Raw genomic sequence first — 15,985 nt, 5'->3', positions numbered from 1 at the left:
TTAGCCCAGAACGGTACGTTCCTCTACAAATTAACTCAATTTCGAATGGCTTTCCTTCTTAAATTTTGCGCACAAACAATGTTATTTTATCTAGAACAACATCATTAAATCAGATTCCATCAAAAAACGTTAGGATAGTATAGGGTTTTTCTTGAACTCCTCTTGGGTTCATTTACTCATCGAAGACGGTGGTCCGTTTATCCCCCATTTTTTATTGGGTGTAGATCCCATTGTAAAGACAAGGACTCCGCCATCAAGAATCTCGTCATGACCGATCCAGGTGCGCTCAAAATTGTTCCCGTTTAAGCTAGCGGACTGTATGTATTTATTATCCTTGGTATTGTTAATCGCCTTAATGGTGAATTTTTTCCCTTTCGGCAAATTGATACTTACTTGGTCCAGGAGAGGGCTACCTATACTATATACGGGGCTGCCGGGTGTTACGGGATAAAAACCCATGGCACTGAATATATACCACGAGGAAAGCGAACCCATATCTTCGTTTCCACAAAGGCCACCAGGCCCCGGCCTATACAATTGCTCCGTGATTTGGCGGGCCCGAAATTGGGTCTTCCAAGGCTGCCCGGCATAATTATACAAATAGGCCACATGATGCGAGGGCTGGTTGCCATGAACGTACTGGCCCATAGTTCCTACAACACCCACATATTTTGGAGGGCTAATAAGTGGGCTCATTTCAAAAAATGTGTCCAGTTTTTTAATAAAGGGAGCCTTTCCGCCAAAAAGATCAATAAGCCCCTTAACATCGTGCTGTACGGACCAAATATACTGCCATGCGTTCGATTCGGTATAATGCCGGTTTGGGCGCCTACCTACCAAAAGTGGGTCAAAGTACCGATAATACGCATGGTCCCCCTCCCTAACAATTTCTTGAACGTTGTCCTTTAGTTCGGGCAACCAACTGCCATCATAGGTCTTAGGCCTCATAAACTGGGTTTGTTTATCCCAGACATTTTGATAGTTGTAGGCCCGTTTTCTAAAAAGTTCGTAATCCTTGGATTTCCCCAAGGTTTTGGCCAATTGGGCAATACACCAATCATCATAAGCTAGTTCAAGCGTATTGGGTACGGCCTCCGTAACTTTATCTATGGGAGCATAGCCTACTTCCTTGTAGTATTGTAGCCCGGAGCGCCCCATATGATCGGGTACCGGGGGTTTTGGGCGTTCTAGGGCTTTTTTGCGCATAGCTTTGTACAGCAGGTTACTATCAAAATCGCGAAATCCCTTGGCGTAGGCATCGGCGATTACAGGCACCAAATGGTCACCGACCATAGACTCGCCATAAACGTTCAAAAAATGCTGTGCCGGCAACCATCCATAGTTCTCTACCTTGGCTGCAATAGATTTTATATAATCGTCCACATGTTCAGGAGCTATAAGGGTCATTAAGGGATGTTGGGTGCGGTAGGTGTCCCAACAGGAAAAAGATCCATAAAAATCATGGTCCTTAGCCTTATGGATTTCCCCATCAGCCCCAAAATACATACCATCAACGTCTTGAGAAATATACTGTGACAATAAGGAGCGGTAAAGGGCCGTGTAGAATAGCTGTTTCTGGGTATCGGTTCCATTATCGACCTTGATCCGTGACAATTCCGAGCTCCAAATTTCCTCGGCCTGCTTATGCACCTCATCAAAATCCCAACCCTTAATTTCCTTTTTGAGATTTTTACGCGCACCCTCCACACTGGTATAGGAAATACCTACCTTGACCAATACTTCTTCGCCCGCTTTGGTATGATATTGTACAAAAGCCCCAATCTTATCACCAGCCTCAGCGTTTTTATAAGGAAAAATACTGCCGTTGGACTCGGGGGTCTTATAACTGGCATCAAAAGTGCCATAGTATAAAAATGGCTTGCTAAATTCTGCTACAAAATAAACCTTGCCCAAACCTGCCGCCTTGGATCCTTCAATTTGATAATCATCTATAATCTTAAGTTCCGAAATTCCTTCTTCAGCTCCTTCGCCAATCTGATGGCCCAGGTCCAGAATTATCCGAGAAGTTTCCGATTCGGGAAAAGTATACCGATGAAAACCAGCTCTTTGTGTGGATGTCAATTCCGCTTTTACATCGGCATCCTTAAGAAAAACCGAATAGTAGCCTGGGGAAGCCGTTTCATCCTTATGCTCGAATCTTGAGCGATATCCAGCATCCGGATCTTCCAAGGTCCCCGGAACGATCTGAAGTTTATTCGCCGTAGTCGGCATCAAGAGTACTTCTCCTCCATTAACCATACCTACACCACTCCAGTGGGTGTGGCTAAAACCCATTATAGAGCTTTCCGAATACACGTATCCCGCGCAATATGTCCATCCTTCTGTATGTACATCGGGACTCAAGTGTACCATGGCATTGGGCAAGGACGCCCCTGGAAAAGTGTGACCAAAGAAATCGGTACCAATAAAGGGATCTACATAATCTACAGGGTTTTTGGTCTGGGCCTGACAAGCCAAACTGACCGAAAAAAACATAATTAGCAAAGGAAGTACAGCTTTTGAATAGGGCATTTCTCTTAGAAAATTTAAAAATGGCTACATGACAAACATGTATGATTTTAACACAAAAAACAAAGCTAGATCATATAAAATTTCCTATAGGTTAATATGTCATGTATTCAAGATAAATTTTAGGTAGCTGTTCCGAAAGGGGTTTGCCTATATTTGTGGGGAAGGGCCTAATTTAAGAGGACGAACGCAAGCATCTCTACGAAATACTATTTATCTAAAGAATTCCTTTTACCATGAGTTTAAAACTAACGGTTCTTGACGGCTATACCCTAAATCCCGGAGATTTAAGTTGGGATGATCTTCGCACCTTGGGGGCACTTACCATATACGACCGAACCGAATATGCGAACGACAAAATTCTTGAGGTTATCGGTGAAGCCGAGGTCATTTTTACGAACAAGACCCCCTTGCCCAAAGCCGTTCTTCAAAAGGCACCCAATCTAAAATACATAGGGTTACTGGCCACGGGTTTTAATGTAGTGGATGTAAAGGCCGCAAGGTCTCTTGGCATTACGGTAACCAATGTACCCAGCTATGGCACCACCGCAGTAGCTCAAATGACCATGGCACTCGTATTGGAGCTTTGCCATCAGATAGGAGCCCATAATAGGGCCGTAAAGCAAGGTCGATGGTCAGAAAGTAAGGATTTTTCCTTTTGGGATTTTCCCCTGATAGAACTTGCTGGTAAGACCATGGGAATAATTGGTTTTGGACGTATTGGGCAGGCCACTGGACGATTGGCCAACGCCTTTGGCATGCACGTTTTGGCAACAGCCAATAGAAAACGGCCCGAACTGGAAACTCCCAACTGTCGCTATACCGATTTGAACACGCTTTTGGCCCAATCGGATATCATTAGTTTGCACTGCCCTTTGACGGCGGAGACCGAAGGAATAATCAATAACGCAAACATTGCCAAAATGAAGGATGGGGTTATGATCATTAATACTGCCAGAGGGCCACTTATCGTTGAAAACGATCTTAAAACTGGGTTGAGCACGGGCAAGGTGGCTTGGGCGGCAATCGATGTAGTGAATCAGGAGCCCATGTCGCCCGACAACGTCTTACTGACCGCAGATAATTGCCTTATTACGCCCCACATAGCTTGGGCACCCAAAGAATCGCGAACAAGGCTCATGAACATCGCAGTGGGTAACTTAAAGGCTTTTCTGCAAGGAAATCCAATCAATGTGGTAAACCCCTGACCAAACCATTTTGTTGTTATGGAAAAGTTTGAATCGTTAAACAAAAAATTACACGGAAACAAAACCATTTACGGTACCTGTATTGTATCTCCCTCGGCCATATGGCCCAAAGCGGTAAAGGGAGCGGGGCTGGATTTTGTTTTTATCGACACGGAGCATATCCCCTTGAATAGAGCCCAATTGACTACCATGTGTCAAACCTACGCCGCTCTAAACCTGTCGCCCATTGTCCGTATTCCCAGTCCTGACCCCTATTTGGCCTGCATGGCAAAAGATGCCGGTGCCATAGGCGTGCTCGCCCCATATATTGAAAATACGGAAGAGGTAAAACAATTGGTCGGAGCCACGAAACTCCGCCCTTTAAAGGGGTTCCGTTTACAAAATGTGCTCTCCGGAAAAGAAGTCCTTACACCCGAATTGGAGGCGTATCTGAGTGCTTACAACCAAGATGGCCTATGCCTGATCAATATTGAAAGTAGCGCTGCGCTAAACAATATTGATAACCTATTGGCTGTCAAAGGTTTGGATGCCGTTATTATAGGGCCCCACGACCTTTCCATAAACCTAGGTCTGCCCGAACAGTATGATCACCCCGTTTTTGAGGCCACTGTACAAAACATCATTAAAAAAGCACGAAACAAACAGATTGCGGCCGGGATTCATTTTCCGAAGCACCCTGACCAGCAGATCAAATGGGTGAAAGAAGGAGCCAACATTGTGCTACATAGTTCGGATTTGTTCCTTTTTGCCGAAAAGCTAAAGGCAGACCTCAAACAGATCAAACAAGCTAGTGGCGATACTTTGAATTTCATGGAAGATTCCGGACCAAACATCTAACCGATCCAACTATGAGAGCTATACGGGTACCCTTTATTGTTATTTGGTTTTTATTGTCCGGTGGCCTATACCTAAAAGCCCAAACAAACGATTTTTCCAAATCGGAAATCGCTTGTCTCAGTTGCAAGGGCAAACTGGCACAAAGGGCAGTTCTAGTGCTACAGGAGGAAATCGCCCTGAAAAGCAACATTAGCTTACCTATCGCTAAAAAATGGTCTACAAATTCCCGTCCCAAAATCCTGGTCGGTATAGAAGGCGAATTAAAGAAATTACCCAAAAGCCTGCTAGAGCCTCTTACGAAAATGGACGCTATCGGCCCAGAAGGGTACAAGCTGTTAAATCTGCCTAAATTACGGACCGTTCTGGTTATTGGTCATGATGAACGTGGAACCTTATACGGAGTCGGCAAGTTATTGCGCAAAGCGATATTATCCCCTGGTAGCGTATTGATACCCGAACAGCTAAAACTGGCATCTACACCCAAAAACCCCATTCGAGGGCACCAACTTGGCTACAGGCCCAAAACCAATGCCTACGATGCTTTCTCGGTTGCCCAATTCGATAGGTATATTCGTGACCTCGTCATTTTTGGTGCCAATAGTATCGAAATCGTACCTCCCCGAACGGATGACGATTTCAGCAGCGTTCACATGGAAATGCCGGCCATTGAAATGATTGCCGAGCAGTCAAGGATTTGCGACAGCTATGGAGTGGACGTTTGGATGTGGTATCCCAATATGGGTATGGACTATACCCATTCTGATTCTTTACAGGTCGAAATTGATGAACGGCATAGGGTCTTCAAACAGGTAAAACGATTGGATGCCCTTTTTGTTCCCGGCGGAGATCCCGGGGACCTTACTCCTGATAACCTTTTCAGGTGGTTGGACAAGGTCGCCTCGGTTCTTCATAAATACCATCCCAAAGCAAAAGTATGGGTTTCACCACAAGTTTTTAGGCCGACAAAAAAGTGGTATGATGCCTTTTATGCCCATATAAACCAGGGGTACGATTGGTTTGGTGGCATCGTTTTTGGTCCTTGGATCAAGACCCCGATTCAAGAAATCCGAGAACGCATCCATCCCGATATTCCCATTCGTCGGTACCCGGACATCACCCATAGTTTAAGCAGCCAATATCCTGTGCCCAAATGGGACCTGGCATATGCCATTACTTTGGGACGAGAATGTATTAATCCGCGGCCCTACGATCAAAAGTTTATACACAACGCCCTGGACGAATATGCCCAAGGAAGCATAAGCTATTCGGAAGGTACCAACGATGACGTGAACAAGATTGTATGGAGCGACCAAGATTGGAATCCCGAAACACCGGTTATAGAAACCTTACGCGATTATGCCAGGTATTTTATAGGCCCTGACTACACCGAAGGGGTTGCCCAAGGGCTATTGGCATTGGAAAATAACCTTGACGGGCCTTTATTGGGAAACCACTTGGTCCTACGAACACTACACCAATGGCAAGCTCTTGAAAAAAAGGCTCCCAAGGAGGTCCTTGCCAATTTTAGGTTTCAAATGGGCCTGCTCCGAGCGTATTTCGATGCTTACCAATACCGAAGGTTGCTCTATGAAACCGAATTGGAACAACGAGCACGGGATATCTTAACATCGGCCAAAACCTTGGGCAGCCAAACCGCAATTGGAACAGCTCTAAAAACGTTGGCAAGAGCAGTTGAAACCCCTATTATGCCACAATGGAAAGCGCGTTGTCTTCAACTGGCGGACAACCTCTTCACTAGCATTGGCGCCCAATTGACCATAGAGCAACATGGGGCAATGCCCGGGCGGGGTAATTTTATAGATACGATCGACGAGCCATTGAACGATGTACTATGGTTCGCGGATCAATTAATGGCCATAAAAAACCTGCCCAACGAATCTGAAAGGCGTAAGGCGATACAAACCATGCTGCAACGTACCGATCCAGGTCCCGGGGGTTTTTATGACAACTTAGGGTCTCCCCAAAGTTGGAAACGTGTAACCAAGGGAAAAGATAGGCGGTACGACCCTGGGAACCTTGCTTCGCCCCGGGTCGCTTTCGGGGTTGGCCTAAGTGGAGAAGAATGGGTACACGAGGTTTCTGCCAAGGGCTTTGACGGCAGGTATACCCCACTCGCTTGGACGAACCAGATCTCCACCCTTTATGATAACCCACTTGAAATGACCTATGAAGATCTGGACTCTAACGAATCTTATTCCGTACGGGTTGCCTATACCGGAAGGTTTCCGTCCAGAGTTAAAATGACCATTGACAATGTATTAGTTCATGACTTCATAAAAACCGGCATGCAACCCATTTACGAATTCAAGATTCCCGAGACCTGTCTTGAGGATGGTAAAATCCATATCACTTGGACATGTGGAGAGGGTGAAAGAGGAACACAGGTCTCCGAGATTTGGATACTAAAAAATGACATTCCAAAAACTACCTATTTTGAAAAAGAATAATACTATCGGCAGGAGAAAATTTTTACTTCGATCCGGAGCAGCAGCAGCCGCGATCCCTTTTTTACATCCTACCTACGCCAACAGCCCCAAAAGTCCTAACGGGACCAAGAAGGAAGATGCTTTCGAATTTGTGTTTTTGACCGATATACACCTAAAACCCGAAATGAACGCCCCAAAAGGTTTTCAAATGGCCATTGACAAGGTAAATGCCCTTAATCCCGATTTTGTGATAACCGGAGGCGATCTGGTATTCGATGTAATGCGGGGTAATTTTGAAAAAAGCGAGGCCTTGTTCCAGCTTTATAAAAAAATGGAACAAAAATTTAAAATGCCGGTTTATAATTGTATTGGCAATCATGATCTGTTCGCCATCTATGAAGAGAGTCCGGAAACGGAAGAACATCCGGATTACAAATATGGTATGTGGGAAAGACATTTTGGCGAGACCTATTATGCGTTTGACCATAAAGGGTGGCATTTTATTACTCTCAACTCCCTAGATGTTACCGAAAACAAACGCTATAGAGGGGTCTTTAACAAAGACCAGCTTCAGTGGCTTGAGGCACACCTGAAGACCGTTGCCCCTGAAACCCCAGTAATAATAACTACCCATATCCCTATGATATGTACCTACGGTCAGTTGCACGGTAAGCCGAGCAGTAGACAGGTGGGCAATGCCCACGAGGTATTTACACTTCTTGAAAACCACAATTTAAAGTTGGTGCTACAGGGCCATATCCATTGGAAGGAATTTGGTTTTATAAATGATAGGTTTCACTTTCTTACGGGAGGCTCCATAGCCGGAAACGGCTGGAAAGGCAGAAGGCATAATACCAAAGAAGGTTTTGTGAAAGTCAAAATTGCGGGGGATACCTTTTCATGGGAATACATCGACCATGGATGGGAAGCCGAACGTCTTAAGACAAAAGGCCATGGAAAATCATAATCTGCCAATCAAAACCCTAATCCGTTCAATGGATTGTATTATGGCGCGCACCGAATGGTAATTGACTTTCCAACTGTGGCTCATATGTTCCCATATAGGCTCGCCTTGTCGGGTTAAAAGGGGACGCCACTCTCCTACCTTATGGTCGATTATCTTATCGAACACAAAGCGATGCACATTTTCATATGCGGGTAGATATTTTTCAGCATCAAACACCAAACAAGCCTGCAGAAGTGCAATGAGCATCTCTGCATTTTGCCAGAACTCCTTTTCACGGTCCGTTACTCCACCGGCATGCGATCCTTCTACATAGACCCCGCCAAACTCCCAATCGATGCCATCGGCCAGGGCATGGTCGTACTGCTTACGAATTAGTGTCTCATACTCCGAAAAAGGGATGTCGGCTATTTCAAGGCTGTGCATCAACAACCAGGCGAACTCCACATTATGGCCATAGCTGGTATTATCCTCGGCATCGGCCTTAACACCATCCTGTGTGAAACGATCCCATCCCCAAACGATGTCGAACTTAATCTGTGGGGCCACTTTCCAATCTACCGTAAATTGCGGAATGCCTGTTAGGTATTTGGGATGGACTATTCTTTGGTTCAATACATGGATTATCTCCAGGAGCTTACGCCGATGCACCTCTTTTCCGCTGCACTCATAAAGGGTGGTAAAAGCCTCCATAAGATGCATATGCACATCCAATGTTTTTCGATCCCCGCCCGATGCACCGGGTCCTTTGAGGGTCCAATCTCTACGAAACATTTCATAATAGCCTCCATAAAAGGTATCTACTGCATGTTTTTGTAAAAGGTCAAAGCATTTTTCGGCATACTCAAGTCCTCTTGGATCCTCTGATGCCAAGGTATATTCACTAAAGCTATAGATAATGAAACTGTGTCCGTAGGCGATTTTTTCATCAATGGTCACCTGGCCGGCCCTATCGGTAGTCCAAAAAAAGCCGCCATGGATATCGTCCCAAAACTTGTCAATTAGAAAATCAACGCCGTGTTTGGCATATTCAAGACATTTTCCCTCGCCATAGCCTGCCCTGTGTGCCGAAGAAAAGGTGTACACGCAGCGGGCCTGAGCCAGCATTGATTTTTCATCCTCACCGCTGTCCTCTCCCATTTTATCAAAATGGGTGATAAAACCACCATTGGCCGTATCCTTACAACGGTCTAACCAAAACGGCAACAGTTCTTGGTTCAAGTGTTTTTCGGCCTCTGATTTGAGTGCTAACAATTTACCTTTATAATCGGGCATACTTACAGATTTAATTTGAAGAAGGGACCATTCAAGACCCTATTGGTCCATAAAACCCCTATTATTGCCCTATCTACTAGGAGAACTCTCCATTATCCCATTAACAAGGGACTAAACCCAATGTCTATGCAGGGTAGATGCAATCTTAAACACGGGCCGGACTGCCAACAAAGCGCATACGAATTCCCAATTCTTTGCTGCAATGCCTATCCATTGACCATCCCAGAGTCCGCTACGATCCTGTCCCCACAAGTATTCCTTTTTTTTCTGATCGGGCATCAACAAATATAGGGTGGCGCTCACGGCGACCGCTTCTTCTATTTTGCCCAAAATACACGAAATATTTTCCCTTTTCCCTTGGATGGGCATAACGTCCATAGAATGGATTTAATTTAACAACTTACATGGTCATGACATAAAACAAATATATATTTTTAGTATTGTGCAAAACTGTAATGACAATGACGAGGTTTTGCCAAGCGCATATCCTTTCCGAAAGGTATATCAAGCTTCAAAAAATGACAGAATTCTTGAAGTATGATTCCTAGGGATTCCGTTTATTACAAACACAAAATAGTAGCACATGAAAAAAAAACTTAGTCGAAGAAAGTTCATCAAAAAAGGATCTACCGGACTTGCGGGTGCGGCCCTCTTAACGTCCACCAGTGCTTTATCATATAGCCGAATCCTAGGAGCCAACGACCGATTGCAAATGGCCGTTATCGGTATTCGTGGTAGAGGAGGAAGCCACATTCATAATTTTGGTAAAATGAAAAATATTCACCTTAAATATTTGGTGGATATTGACGAAAATCTCTTTAAAAGACGCTTGGACGAGGTGGAGGCCTTTGGAGGGTACCGCCCGGAAGCCGTATGGGATATGCGCAGGGTTTTTGATGATCAGGAAATCAATGCCGTTTCCGTAGCCGCGCCAAACCATTGGCATGCCCTTTCCACCATTTGGGGTGCCCAGGCGGGTAAACATGTATATGTTGAAAAACCTTCTTGTCATAATGTTTATGAAGGGCAAAAAATGATAGAAGCCGCCAACAAATACAATGTATTGGTACAGGTAGGGTTTCAAAACCGATCCATTACAAATACCCAGAGGGCCATCAAATTTATTAGGGACGGTAAGCTGGGCGAGGTATATATGACCCGCGGACTCTGTTTTAAACCCAGGGCCGATATCGGTAAATACCCCGATGGGCCCATGAAGGCGGGCGAAAAATTTAGGATGAACCTAGAATCGAGCCATTACGAACCGCCCTATACCGAAGCTTACCTTAAAAAGGTTCATTATGATATGTGGTTGGGGCCTGCACCGGAAAGGCCTTTTAACAGAAATCGATTTCACTACAATTGGCATTGGCATTGGGATTATGGAAACGGGGATACAGGCAACCAAGGACCACATCAATTTGATGTTGCGCGCTGGGCCTTGGGCAAGGACGAACTGCCCGTTCGCGTAAATTCCATGGGGGGTTACTACGGCTATAATTCGGCCCAGGAGACACCCAATACTCAAACATCGCTCTTTGAATATGCCGATGGTAAAATATTGGAATTCGGTACAAGAGGCATATTTACTAATCCTGAGGGCGTATTACTGCCCGATATCAATATCACCGGAGATGGAAGAATATCGGCCAATAGCGATACCCGACCTATTAAAATTGGAACTATCATCTTGGGCACGGAAGGTTGGATGCAAATCGATGCTGGTGGCAACTGGCAGACCTTCTTTGGAAGAAAGAACGAGCCCGGACTAACTTCTGGGGAAAAAGATGACTCCTACGACGCATCGAACCTGACCGGAAGTGGTGGGGAAGGTATTTTTGACAACTTTATTTCATCTATACGCAATAATGATAGGTCGGCATTGAGTTGCCCTATTGAGATTGGGCACAAATCTTCGGTACTGCCCCTCATAGCCAATATTGCTTACAGATTGGGTAGGGAATTGAAGATAGACGGCAAGGCCGAATCATTTGTACGTGACAAGGAAGCAAATAAAATGCTAAGTCGGGATTATAGAAAGGGTTATGTAGTACCCAAAGTAGTTTAGGAATAATTGGTGTAAAAGGGGCAAGTCGAATACGGCTATCAGCAATAATCCGAATTTTTCCAATTTACCTTTATATTTTTACTGTCCGTTGCCGTTCTCAAACATTGCGTTTGCCATGGCAATACGGGCCAGATATATTGCTGTTTTTTCTTCATGCAAGGAGTAATACGAAACAAACAAGGTACTATCCTTTAAAACAAGCCCTGGATAACTGCAATCCCCTCCACTGGGTAGGGTTAAGAGTTTTGTTGTAGCGCCTTCTGGATCAACCTTTATAAGGATAGTCTTGCTTTCCGAACCTAAATTATACTCCCTAGTGGCGCAAAGGATGGTTCCTGTTTCAAGCAATAGCACATCGGGTCCTCCCAATTTCTTATCCAGGGCATTCCATTTCCAATTTTCATAGGGCGGATCACTAAAACCTATGGCACCGTTATTGTTGCTCCCCCGTCTTACTATCGCTACCATTTGATCATTTGACCTAAACCTAAGGGTAGTCTCATTTCCATGGGCGACTGCAAAGGTGGTAATGTAATCATAGTTGATTCCATCTTCGCTTACTACGAGCTGAACCGATTTCTCTTTTGTAGGTTGGTATACCCCTGCATAGACTTTACCTTTGTGCCAAGTTGCTCTCCATAACCAGTCCTTTTTGGTCTTTATCCTCTCATCCAACCTAACATTTTGCGGATCTGAGAACGATGTGCCTTGATTATCCGAAAAGCTTACCTTTGGGCGCATACCTTCCAATTTACCACCCGTATATTTTGAGCCGCCAATATTCAACATAATCCTATTATCAGGGGTTACGGACAATTGAGGGTCCCTCAAGTCAATACCAAGTTCACTGATCAAAGCCACCGACAACCAATTTTGGCCATCTTCGGATGAAATTACCCGTATACTTCCGTTGATATCCGAAACATGCCCATTTCCTTCCCGGAATGCACAGTACAGCTTTCCATTGAAATGTATACTACTGGTGAAGGCGTTATGTGCCGCCCGATCCCAAATACGTTCCACGAATAGGATGGCATCGTGCTCTGGTGAATTTTGGGCTATGATGCCTGTAGAAGATAAAAGAACAACGAGAATCAGGACATTGAAATTTCGAGAATAGGATTCCATTATGTATCACATTTATGAAAGTGGTTTATATTTTTCCAAAGTGGTCGTTACAAAGTGACGGACACTTTATGGTTTTATCGTATTTTCCAACAAAATAACAGAAGGACTTTCTGTTAACCATCTCTTACTAAGCCCCGTTGTGTCTCCCTTGGCCAGAAAATAGACAAACGAGCCAAGTGCCAGGTCAATATCTCCATCCGCATCAATATCACCGGCATCCATTACGGCCCAACGCCCTTGGGGGGATTGGGGAAAGGTGTATGCCTCAAACTTCAAATTGCCATGATTCTTCAAATAAACAAAGCTTTCCTCGGGCCGATCCAGATAATCCGGGAAGAAGGATATAGCGGCAATGTCCAGGTCACCATCAAGGTCATAGTCCCTTGCCATGGCCTTATATGCCCCATTGAGGGGATAAAAGTATTTCTCTTTAAAGGCGAAGCTTCCATCATTGATATAGACATAAACACCATGATAGTCCTTCAATATGGGGGTTTTATCCGCATTGTCCCCACATACATAAACAATATCATCAAGGCCATCCTGGTTAAAATCGGCAAGTTCAATGTATTGACTGCCGTTGAGCGGGGAAAAAACAAGTATCCGTTTTTCGGAAAAAGTCCCATCACCCAAGTTTTCATAGTAGAACACCCCCTCATCGCCCTGTGCCATGAGCACAAAAATATCGTTGTGTCCGTCCTTGTTGTAGTCTTTGATAATTGCCGAAATAGCACCGGGACTTTTCTTTAAAATGTTTCTTTGATACGTGTTATTCCCCAGATTCTTAAACCATGTTAATTTGCCTGTAAGATTGCCAAATTCACATGCCACAATATCTTCTAGCCCATTGCCGGTTAAATCGCCATAGGCCATATCCACCGGCCGTTGAAGCCCCGATACAATGGTTGTCCCAGGGCTTGGAGGCGAACCCTCATGATGGAAAGGTACTTTTTGGATACCCCCGTCCATGAAATCGTTGGGAAAGATGTTTCTACCGATAGTGGTTAGATATATCGTGTCCCTTTTTTCATAAAAATCGACAGGAGTATTTTGAAAGGATACGTCAAACTCCTTTTTTAGATCGGGAGTTAAAAAAGTCAATCTACTTCCTCTCGGCTTGCTATCACCGAATACAAGTCCCTTGTTCCCTGAACGTATTTTTACCATGGATGTAAATGGTGGCCTACTGGCATATTGGGGCTCCTTATATTTAAAATGTTCAAGTCCCATGTTAATCGGTTTGTACTTTATTGCCGGAATCAGGGAGTCCGAGGAATTTTCAATATAGTATTGGGTCAGTTTTAGCCAATCTGCCCGGGCCAACAAAGGTTTCTCAGGAAATATTTTAGCCTGATTAATGATAGCACGACCGCGTGGAGAGCCAAAAATACTATCCGGTTGTCGGTCTCCATTAAATATTCCCAAACGATTGCCCATGGCGGGAAGTACATCGTCCTTCCAGCTGGCCCTGGGAAGCAATTCCGGTTCTACAAAAGCATGGCAACTAGCACAATGAATTTGCGCCAACTCCTTCCCAGTAAGATTCGTAACGGGTAGATTATCAAACTTTGCTTTTTTCGCCTTGTCCTTTTGATTACAGGAAAAGACCAAACCTATTGCTAGACATAACAAAACCAATAATTTCATAAGAAACTGTATTCCAATGAGTTAAAAAATTCCTAATACTCTTCAGGGCTAAAAACGGAAACGGGCAAACCTGCACCTTTGAACAAGTTGGGTTCCGTAACATTGCTCTGGGCCCATACTACTGATTCGCTATTGCATTGTAGTATCCTACCCTCCATAAAAATAGAGGAAGGGACTACCTTTACGGAAACCATTTGAACGCAAACAAAACATAGAATCACAATAGCCAATCTTATTACATCAAAGCTTGAAAGCAATAGGCTAAAAGTAAGGATTTCAATATCTTTAAAAGTCCATTTGCCCCAATATTTATATCAAAAAAGAAACTTTTAAAAGGGGCCACGGTCGTAATGGTAGGCTCCTTTTTCGAAGCCTATGGGATAGATTAGTGCACAATGAAAAACCAATTCGAGGCGGGTCAATTGGTACCGGATGGCAGGGTAAGAATAATTTATTCCGTCTAATCCAAATAGCCAACGTGTAGGTAGTTTCCCTTTGTGATCCGAATCGATGATTGTTGGCAGAAGCCGACAAAACGGTTAAACTCCGGCAAATATCTGGCTAGAAACCTCACAACAATGCCGATTATCGAAAAATGCAAGCGGAAAAGGTTTAATAGGAAGTCCACATCATTTGCCCGCCTTCGTGGGGATTGAAGCTATGAGATCCAGGGCGGACCTATAATTTGAGTTCATAACCTTGAGGTCAGGAGTTCCCGACAGTAGACGGGCAGGCAAGTCTCCCTCTTGCTACAAAAGCCCCTACCAATAGGGGCTTTCTTAATTATCATGGTCAAACATTGGGAAACGGAACAAGACAATTTGAAAAATAACATCATTTTATGGCCTATGTCCCAGTTCTATTTTTCTATACCTTTACCCCATGAAAAGCATACTTCCTTTAGTCATTTTTTTTTTACTTTTTTCTTCCAGAGCACTATATTCCCAAAAGTATTTTGAAGGCCAAATTGAATTTAAAATTGAATACGATTCATATACACCGCATCTCCCTGTCGAATACTTAAAAAAGGAATTCGGTGATTCATTTACCGCCCATATCAAGGAAGACAAGTATGTAATTATTTACAACTCAAGCGCAGAATATGGATGGTCCAAAGAGATAGTTCGCTTGGACGAAGGATACATTTATTTGGAGTTTGAAAAAAAGGATACGATCGTAAAAACGCCTTTGGTAGAAAATAATAGCACGCTACTTGAAATAAGAAAGAACAAAAAGGATAAAAGAAGAGTACTCGGAAAAAAATGTGCATATGTGGTCCTTAAATATGAGACAACTCATCCTGATTATCCACCGTTAATTATCCAAGGAATGCATTACTACAGCACAAAGTATAAATTGAACCCTAAAATGTATAAGGATTATAATTCCGGGTTTTGGAATAGATATGTCCAATTAGCAAAGGCTATCAGCATTCGAAACGAGAATACTTATGAAGGGCTTTACAAATCCATTTCAGAAGCGACCAGCATCAAAAAATCCATTGTCCCTGATGAAGTATTTGAACTTAGTCCAAAAAAACTGGTAATCACATCCGAATAGAATGGCTAGAGCATCTCTTGTTTTGGACTCTGGTATCAATTAAACTTAGCCAGTTTGCCCTCTCGCTGCGAAAGCCCATATCTTATGGGGCTTTTTCATTTGATACCGTCAACAGATGCAAACCAGCCCAATTTAACGATTGTTCAATCCGCCAGACAGATTGGCTTCATGTAGCAATATTCTAGGTGTAAGTACGAAATTGTTTTGCTCTTACCGTTTTAAGGTAAAATGCCCGGTAAAGGCCCTTCCTCCCTGGAGCTCGTAGCGGAACCAGTAGTCCGATGAGGGCATGGCTACGCCCCGAAAGGTACCGTCCCAGCCG

12 protein-coding genes are annotated in these 15,985 nt (G+C 44.0%); 6 read left to right on the top strand and 6 right to left on the bottom strand.

Going from position 1 to position 15,985, the window contains the following annotated elements; genetic code table 11:
- Nucleotides 1-168: 168 nt before the first annotated feature.
- The gene (locus tag D7Z94_RS07275; RefSeq protein WP_120710920.1) at nt 169-2,532 is read right to left on the bottom strand and encodes a GH92 family glycosyl hydrolase; all 2,364 of its coding nucleotides are present in this window, start codon (nt 2,530-2,532) and stop codon (nt 169-171) included.
- 233 nt (nt 2,533-2,765) lie between these two features.
- Between D7Z94_RS07275 and D7Z94_RS07270 the strand changes: the two genes are divergently transcribed.
- Genes D7Z94_RS07270 through D7Z94_RS07255 form a run of 4 tightly spaced genes read left to right on the top strand, consistent with a single transcriptional unit; the run spans nt 2,766 to nt 7,988 of the window.
- A complete protein-coding gene (locus D7Z94_RS07270; RefSeq protein WP_120710919.1) occupies nt 2,766-3,737 on the top strand; it encodes a D-2-hydroxyacid dehydrogenase in 972 nt (323 codons plus the stop codon).
- An 18-nt stretch (nt 3,738-3,755) separates the two neighbouring features.
- Nucleotides 3,756-4,574, top strand: coding sequence for an HpcH/HpaI aldolase family protein (locus D7Z94_RS07265; protein ID WP_120710918.1), 819 nt, complete (start codon nt 3,756-3,758; stop codon nt 4,572-4,574).
- 11 nt (nt 4,575-4,585) lie between these two features.
- The gene (locus D7Z94_RS07260; RefSeq protein ID WP_120710917.1) at nt 4,586-7,042 is read left to right on the top strand and encodes a hypothetical protein; all 2,457 of its coding nucleotides are present in this window, start codon (nt 4,586-4,588) and stop codon (nt 7,040-7,042) included.
- Complete coding sequence (locus D7Z94_RS07255) at nt 7,029-7,988, top strand: metallophosphoesterase family protein (protein WP_158594599.1); 960 nt, start codon at nt 7,029-7,031, stop codon at nt 7,986-7,988. Before D7Z94_RS07260 ends, D7Z94_RS07255 begins: the two co-directional genes overlap by 14 nt.
- Here the strand turns inward: D7Z94_RS07255 and D7Z94_RS07250 are convergent.
- Nucleotides 7,983-9,260 (bottom strand): AGE family epimerase/isomerase, encoded by a 1,278-nt coding sequence (locus D7Z94_RS07250; protein WP_120710915.1) that lies wholly within the window; start codon nt 9,258-9,260, stop codon nt 7,983-7,985. The genes D7Z94_RS07255 and D7Z94_RS07250 overlap by 6 nt on opposite strands.
- A 111-nt stretch (nt 9,261-9,371) precedes the next feature.
- Entirely contained in the window at nt 9,372-9,638 is a 267-nt protein-coding gene (locus D7Z94_RS07245) for a hypothetical protein (RefSeq protein ID WP_147415847.1), read from the bottom strand.
- 205 nt (nt 9,639-9,843) lie between these two features.
- On the opposite strand from D7Z94_RS07245, the gene D7Z94_RS07240 reads away from it, so the two are divergent.
- Nucleotides 9,844-11,328 (top strand): Gfo/Idh/MocA family protein, encoded by a 1,485-nt coding sequence (locus D7Z94_RS07240; RefSeq protein ID WP_120710913.1) that lies wholly within the window; start codon nt 9,844-9,846, stop codon nt 11,326-11,328.
- Nucleotides 11,329-11,406: 78 nt separating this feature from the next.
- On the opposite strand, the gene D7Z94_RS07235 is transcribed toward D7Z94_RS07240, so the two are convergent.
- Nucleotides 11,407-12,456, bottom strand: a complete 1,050-nt coding sequence (locus D7Z94_RS07235; RefSeq protein ID WP_120710912.1) for a sialidase family protein — start codon at nt 12,454-12,456, stop codon at nt 11,407-11,409.
- A 66-nt stretch (nt 12,457-12,522) separates the two neighbouring features.
- Nucleotides 12,523-14,103, bottom strand: coding sequence for an FG-GAP repeat domain-containing protein (locus D7Z94_RS07230; RefSeq protein WP_120710911.1), 1,581 nt, complete (start codon nt 14,101-14,103; stop codon nt 12,523-12,525).
- Between the two features lie 882 nt (nt 14,104-14,985).
- On the opposite strand from D7Z94_RS07230, the gene D7Z94_RS07225 reads away from it, so the two are divergent.
- On the top strand, nt 14,986-15,663 hold the full coding sequence (locus D7Z94_RS07225) for a hypothetical protein (RefSeq protein ID WP_120710910.1): 678 nt from the start codon (nt 14,986-14,988) through the stop codon (nt 15,661-15,663).
- A 210-nt stretch (nt 15,664-15,873) separates the two neighbouring features.
- On the opposite strand, the gene D7Z94_RS26200 is transcribed toward D7Z94_RS07225, so the two are convergent.
- Nucleotides 15,874-15,985: T9SS type B sorting domain-containing protein (locus tag D7Z94_RS26200; RefSeq protein ID WP_147415846.1), on the bottom strand; the 112-nt coding region annotated here is incomplete at its 5' end.

Source organism: Ulvibacterium marinum, from assembly GCF_003626755.1.
Classification (GTDB): domain Bacteria; phylum Bacteroidota; class Bacteroidia; order Flavobacteriales; family Flavobacteriaceae; genus Ulvibacterium; species Ulvibacterium marinum.
This window is presented reverse-complemented; position numbering and strand designations above follow the sequence as displayed.

Excerpts from the sequence above, each read along its gene's own strand:
- D7Z94_RS07275 (WP_120710920.1), bottom strand. The coding sequence starts at position 2,532 with ATGCCCTATTCAAAAGCTGTACTTCCTTTGCTAATTATGTTTTTTTCG.
- D7Z94_RS07270 (WP_120710919.1), top strand. The coding sequence starts at position 2,766 with ATGAGTTTAAAACTAACGGTTCTTGACGGCTATACCCTAAATCCCGGA.
- D7Z94_RS07265 (WP_120710918.1), top strand. The coding sequence starts at position 3,756 with ATGGAAAAGTTTGAATCGTTAAACAAAAAATTACACGGAAACAAAACC.
- D7Z94_RS07260 (WP_120710917.1), top strand. The coding sequence starts at position 4,586 with ATGAGAGCTATACGGGTACCCTTTATTGTTATTTGGTTTTTATTGTCC.
- D7Z94_RS07250 (WP_120710915.1), bottom strand. The coding sequence starts at position 9,260 with ATGCCCGATTATAAAGGTAAATTGTTAGCACTCAAATCAGAGGCCGAA.
- D7Z94_RS07245 (WP_147415847.1), bottom strand. The coding sequence starts at position 9,638 with ATGGACGTTATGCCCATCCAAGGGAAAAGGGAAAATATTTCGTGTATT.
- D7Z94_RS07240 (WP_120710913.1), top strand. The coding sequence starts at position 9,844 with ATGAAAAAAAAACTTAGTCGAAGAAAGTTCATCAAAAAAGGATCTACC.
- D7Z94_RS07235 (WP_120710912.1), bottom strand. The coding sequence starts at position 12,456 with ATGGAATCCTATTCTCGAAATTTCAATGTCCTGATTCTCGTTGTTCTT.
- D7Z94_RS07230 (WP_120710911.1), bottom strand. The coding sequence starts at position 14,103 with ATGAAATTATTGGTTTTGTTATGTCTAGCAATAGGTTTGGTCTTTTCC.
- D7Z94_RS07225 (WP_120710910.1), top strand. The coding sequence starts at position 14,986 with ATGAAAAGCATACTTCCTTTAGTCATTTTTTTTTTACTTTTTTCTTCC.